Origin of the sequence: Corynebacterium sp. (assembly GCF_030535495.1) — a bacterium.
Lineage (GTDB): Bacteria > Actinomycetota > Actinomycetes > Mycobacteriales > Mycobacteriaceae > Corynebacterium.
Genome location: NZ_JAUNRW010000133.1, coordinates 1 through 5,082, shown reverse-complemented (window position 1 = coordinate 5,082; position 5,082 = coordinate 1). Strand labels below are relative to the sequence as shown.

8 protein-coding genes are annotated in these 5,082 nt (G+C 67.6%); 5 read left to right on the top strand and 3 right to left on the bottom strand.

Annotated features, from left to right (window positions below; genetic code table 11):
- On the bottom strand, positions 1–365 hold a 365-nt coding region (locus tag Q4F73_RS11430), incomplete at its 3' end, for an SAM-dependent methyltransferase (protein ID WP_303359467.1).
- Positions 366–388: 23 nt separating this feature from the next.
- On the opposite strand from Q4F73_RS11430, the gene Q4F73_RS11425 reads away from it, so the two are divergent.
- The gene (locus Q4F73_RS11425) at positions 389–1,957 is read left to right on the top strand and encodes a dolichyl-phosphate-mannose--protein mannosyltransferase (protein WP_303359466.1); all 1,569 of its coding nucleotides are present in this window, start codon (positions 389–391) and stop codon (positions 1,955–1,957) included.
- 24 nt (positions 1,958–1,981) lie between these two features.
- Here Q4F73_RS11425 and Q4F73_RS11420 read toward each other — a convergent pair whose 3' ends face one another.
- Both Q4F73_RS11420 and Q4F73_RS11415 read right to left on the bottom strand, forming a co-directional pair.
- Complete coding sequence (locus Q4F73_RS11420; protein ID WP_303359465.1) at positions 1,982–2,674, bottom strand: zf-HC2 domain-containing protein; 693 nt, start codon at positions 2,672–2,674, stop codon at positions 1,982–1,984.
- Positions 2,667–3,074: a DoxX family protein gene (locus Q4F73_RS11415; protein ID WP_303359464.1), complete on the bottom strand. Its 408-nt coding sequence runs from the start codon at positions 3,072–3,074 to the stop codon at positions 2,667–2,669. Before Q4F73_RS11415 ends, Q4F73_RS11420 begins: the two co-directional genes overlap by 8 nt.
- Positions 3,075–3,091: 17 nt before the next feature.
- Between Q4F73_RS11415 and Q4F73_RS11410 the strand changes: the two genes are divergently transcribed.
- From Q4F73_RS11410 to Q4F73_RS11395, 4 genes are all read left to right on the top strand, one after another.
- Complete coding sequence (locus Q4F73_RS11410; RefSeq protein ID WP_303359463.1) at positions 3,092–3,538, top strand: methylated-DNA--[protein]-cysteine S-methyltransferase; 447 nt, start codon at positions 3,092–3,094, stop codon at positions 3,536–3,538.
- A gap of 24 nt (positions 3,539–3,562) precedes the next feature.
- Positions 3,563–4,177, top strand: coding sequence for a DNA-3-methyladenine glycosylase I (locus Q4F73_RS11405; RefSeq protein ID WP_303359462.1), 615 nt, complete (start codon positions 3,563–3,565; stop codon positions 4,175–4,177).
- 36 nt (positions 4,178–4,213) lie between these two features.
- Positions 4,214–4,765 carry a GNAT family N-acetyltransferase gene (locus Q4F73_RS11400; RefSeq protein ID WP_303359461.1) on the top strand — a complete coding sequence of 184 codons (552 nt, stop codon included), beginning with the start codon at positions 4,214–4,216 and terminating at the stop codon, positions 4,763–4,765.
- A gap of 48 nt (positions 4,766–4,813) precedes the next feature.
- A partial coding sequence (locus tag Q4F73_RS11395; RefSeq protein ID WP_303359460.1) for a DNA-3-methyladenine glycosylase I occupies positions 4,814–5,082 on the top strand: 269 nt, incomplete at its 3' end.

Genomic DNA, 5,082 nt, shown 5'->3' with positions numbered 1-5,082 from the left:
GGGCCGGGCAGGCAGGTGACGGGGACACCGGCGGTGTGGGCGGCGTCGACAAGCGAAAACCCGGGATCGGAGACCAGCGGCATCCCCGCATCGGTGACCACGAGGACGACGCCGGTGCGGGCGGCGTCGAGAAGCTGCCGGGCGCGGCCCTCCTCGTTGTGGTCGAAGTTGGAGACGACCCGGCCGGTGATCTCCACCCCGAGCGCCGCCGCCAGGTTGCGCACCCGGCGCGTGTCCTCCGCGGCGATGACGGCCGCCTCCGCCAGCGCGGCACGCAACCGCGGGGAGGCGTCGTGGATGTTGCCCAGCGGCGTGGCAGCGAGTACCACACCCCTCGGCGGCAGCAGCGGGGCATCGATAACCATGCCCGTATCCTAGACTCGTCCCCGTGAGCACCGCCCTCGACCATCCCCGCCATGCCCGGGACGTGCACCCCGTGACCCCGCGCCCGTGGGCGTGGACCCGCGCCGACACCCGCAGCACGGTGATCATCGCCCTTGCCGCGCTGCTGACCCGTTTCATCGGGCTGACCAGCGCCGTCTCCTCCGGCACCCCGGTCTTCGACGAGAAGCACTACGTCCCCCAGGCCTGGGACATGGTGCGTTCCTGGGAGAACGCGCTCATCGGCGGCATCGAGTCGAACCCCGGATACGGGCTGGTCGTGCACCCGCCGGTGGGCAAACAGCTCCTCGCCCTGGGCGAGTGGATGTTCGGCTACACCCCGCTGGGGTGGCGCGTCATGGTCGCACTCTTCGGCGCCGCCACAGTGGTGATGACGATGCTGCTGGTCCGTCGCCTGGCCGGCACCTGGCAGGTGGCCACCTTCGCCGGGATCATCGCCGTCTGCGACGGTGTGCTGCTCGTCTCCTCCCGCTTCGGCATGCTCGACATCTTCCAGGTGTTCTTCATCGTCGCCGCCGCCTTCGCCCTGGTCTGCGACCACGAACAGATGCGCTCCCGACTGCACCAGGCCTGGGTGGGAGGTCGGCTCGGTTCCTCCGCGCTCGGCCCGCGCCTGGGATTCCGCTGGTGGCGTTTCACCGCCGGCGTGGCCCTGGGGCTGGCCCTGGGTGTGAAATGGTCCGGCCTGTACTACATGGCGTTCTTCGGACTCATGGCCGTCGCCCTCGATGCGTACCTGCGCCGCCGCTACGGCATCCGGAAACCCCTGTCCGGAGCCCTGCTTCGCGACGCCCTGCCCGCCTTCGCCTCCCTCGTCATCGTCCCTGTGCTGCTCTACCTGTGGAGCTGGCGGGCCTGGTTCGCCGGGGAAACCTCGGTGTACCGGCACGCCGCCGTCGACGGGCAGATGGAGTCCGGGCTGGCCCGCCTCCTGCTCCCGGACTGGGCGGCGGGATTCTGGCACTACCACCAGTCGGTGCTCTCCTTCCATGCCTCCCTGACCACCTCCGGCGGCCATTCCCACCCCTGGGACTCCAAACCGTGGTCGTGGCTGGTGGCCGGGCGGCCGGTCCTCTACTTCTCCTCCACCGACATCGACTGCGCCGTGGGTACCTGCCGCCGGATGATCTACCTCTTCGGCACCCCGGCCATCTGGTGGCTGACCGTCCCCGTCCTGGCCTGGGCACTGTGGTGCCTGGTGATCCGGCGTGACTGGCGCTTCGTGGTGCCGGTCATCGCCTTCGGCGCCGGATTCATCCCGTGGCTGATCGGCTATGACCGGCAGATGTACTTCTTCTACGCCGCCGCCCTCGTGCCCTTCACCATCGTCATGCTGGCACTGACGCTGGGACAGCTCCACGGGCGCGGCCGGCCGGTGCCCTGGATGTGGGTGCGTCGCCTGGCCGGCGGGGAGATCCGCTGGGGCACGGTGGCCGTCATCGCCTATCTGTCACTCGTGGTGGCGTCGTTCCTGTACTGGCTGCCGATTCTCTACGGCTTCCTGGTGCCGGAGACCTGGTACCGCTCACTGATGTGGCTGCCGAGCTGGATGTAAGCGCCGCCACGCCACGCCGAACCCCTACCGCATCCCGAGTTCGCGCCTGAGCGCGCGTACCGACACATAACCGTGGTGGCTGAGCCAGGCCCACCCCAGGGCCCCGAGGGTGAACAGCAACAGGACCAGCCCCATGATCTGCCCCTCCCCCACGGTGTCCAGGACGATGTCGCGCATGAGGAAGCCGAACAGGAATGTCCACAGCGCACCGAGGACCACCAGCAACGAGGAGACCAGGCGCGGTTTCCAGGCCACGGTGAACAGGCCGAGGGCGAAGGAGAAACGGACGGCGGCGGCGTCGACAAGCAAGGAGGCGGTCTGCGGATCGGCATCCAGCGCGGCCACACCGTCGACGATGCGGTTGAGGCCACCAGCCGCCCCGAGCAGCTGCACACCCCACACCACCCACAGGGCGCCGGCCACCACCAGGAGCAGGCGGGAGACCGCCAGCCCAATGGTGCGGGCACTGGCCGCGCGGCGCCACTCCGGTTCGACTCCGGCGATAATGACCTCGGACAAATCAGCGGGCGGAGTCATACCCGAGTCCTCGGGTTCGATGAACCGCAGGCGGCGACTCAATGCCAGGGCCTGCTCGTGGAAATGCTGACAGCGTTCGCAGACCGCCAGGTGGGAGTCGATGATGTCGTCATCCAACGGCGACGGCTCACCGTCGATCCGGGCGGACAGCGCCGCCTGCACCTTCTCATGGTCAATCACTGCCCAACACCCCATCCAGACTCACCCGGCCGGATCCGAAGACCACGATCATCAGCAGCGTCATCACGAGCACCAGGGGGTACTCGATCCCGCCGGTGGCGGTGAAAAACCCCGCGTCCAGATGGACGAACCAGATCGCCGCCACCACCAGCAGCGCCAGAATGCCCGCCACCAGGGTGGTCAGCAACCCCACCACCAGCAGTGCCCCGCCGACGAGCTCGGTCGCCATGACCAGCCAGGCCGAGAGCTGCGGCTGCGGCACTCCCCAGGCAGAGAACTGCCCGGTGGTCTCCGTCAGCCCGGTGAACATCAGCTTGTCCCACCCGTGCGCGACGAACACGGTGCCGAGGACGATACGCAGAAGCAGCAGCGCAGCATCCCTCACGGCCGGTGTGTCCATGCGGATAGACTACCCTCATGCTCCTCGAGACACCCATCGGTCCACTGACTCTGCGTGGCACCGAGCACGGGCTCACCGCCATCGACTTCGGGGGCGAACCCGGGCCCTCCACGAGCTTGCTTATCGACGCCGCCGCCCAACTCACCGAGTACTTCGCCGGCCACCGTCGGTCCTTTTCCATTCCCCTCGATCTTCCCGGCGATGGTTTCCGGGCCCGGGCCCAGGCCGCGCTGTGTGACATCCCCTTCGGCGAGACGGTGTCGTACTCGGAGCTGGCGGCGGCCTGCGGCAACCCGAAGGCTGTGCGTGCGGTCGGCTCGGCCTGTGCCACCAACCCCCTACCCATCATCCGCCCCTGCCACCGCGTCCTGCGCGCCGACGGCTCCCTCGGCGGCTACCGCGGCGGTCTGGACGTGAAAATGTGGCTGCTCGACCACGAGAAACGCATCCGTGGGAACCTCTGAGGCATTTCCGGAGTCCAATAGGACATGACTGACTCAGATCTCATCATCGGCTCCGACGGCCTGGCCCGTCCCCCGTGGGCCGCCACCACCGACCTCCTCCGCCACTACTACGACACGGAATGGGGCATGCCCGTCCGCGACGAGCAGGGGTTGTTCGAGCGCCTGTCCCTCGAGGCCTTCCAGGCCGGCCTGTCCTGGGAGCTCGTCCTGCGCAAGCGGGAGGGATTCCGCGCCGCCTTCGCGGATTTCGATCCGGACGCGGTGGCGCAGTTCGGGGACGGGGACGTCGATAAGCTCCTGGAGAACCGGGAGATCATCCGCAATCCCCGCAAGATCGAGGCGGTGATCCGCAATGCCCGGGCCACGGTCGAGCTGCGCGCCCACGGCGGCCTCGTCGACCTCATCTGGTCGCATCGCCCGGCCGACAACCTCGCGCCGGAGACGCTGGCCGACATTCCCAGTCGCTCCCCCGAGTCCGAGGCCCTGTCGAAGGACCTGAAGAAGGCCGGGTTCACCTTTGTCGGGCCGGTCATGTGCTTCGCGCTCATGGAGGCCATCGGCATGGTGGACACCCACCTCATCGGATCCCACCGGCGAGGGACATCGGGGGTGTGGCAGCAACGCCCTCAACTAGGCTGAGGATGCCAAAAGCGTCGAACGAAGTGAGATTTTTCCATGTCCCATCGTGGCCCCACACTGCTGCCGCTGACCACCGACCGCTTGACGCTGCGCGCGCACACCTCGGGTGATGCGGCATGGATGCACCAGATTTACTCCCAGCCTGAGGTCGCGCGGTATCTCCTGGACGACCCCTGGACTGAGACCGATGCAGCCCGCCACGTCGAGGAGCGGTTGGCAAAGACCAACCTCGACAGTGATGCTGCAGCGCTGGCCCTGGTAATCGAGCGAGACGGCACGCCCATCGGTGATGTCCTACTCTGGATGACCGACATCGAACGCCGAACCGCGGAGATCGGATGGGTACTCGACCCCGCCCATGGCGGGCAGGGTTTCGCGCGTGAAGCGGTAGCGGAGGTGCTGCGCGTCGCGTTCGAGCATTACCGGCTCCATCGGGTGACCGCGCAGATGGACGCCCGCAACAACTCCTCTGCCCGACTCGCGTCTGCTCTCGGGATGCGACAAGAGGCCCACTTCCTACAAGACTGGTGGAATAAAGGCGAATGGACTGACACGCTGGTCTTCGCCTTGCTCTCCAGCGACCTGTGACCATCCCTCACTGCACGTCCGCCCCACCGTGGTCTCCCCGGGGGAGTCTTGGTAGATGAATTAGACGGAGACGACTCCGACATTCCCAGTCGCTCCCCCGAGTCCGAGGCCCTGTCGAAGGACCTGAAGAAGGCCGGGTTGACCTTTGTCGGGTCGGTCATGTGCTTCGCGCTCATGGAGGCCACCGGCATGGTGGGCGAGGGACATCGGGGGTGTGGGCTTAGCCGGACGATCCCGGCGCAGCAAAGTACGCCGCGAAGCCCCCTTCTCCGGGTAGGAAAAGGGGGCTTCGCGGTACGTTATGCTGCGGCCCGGAG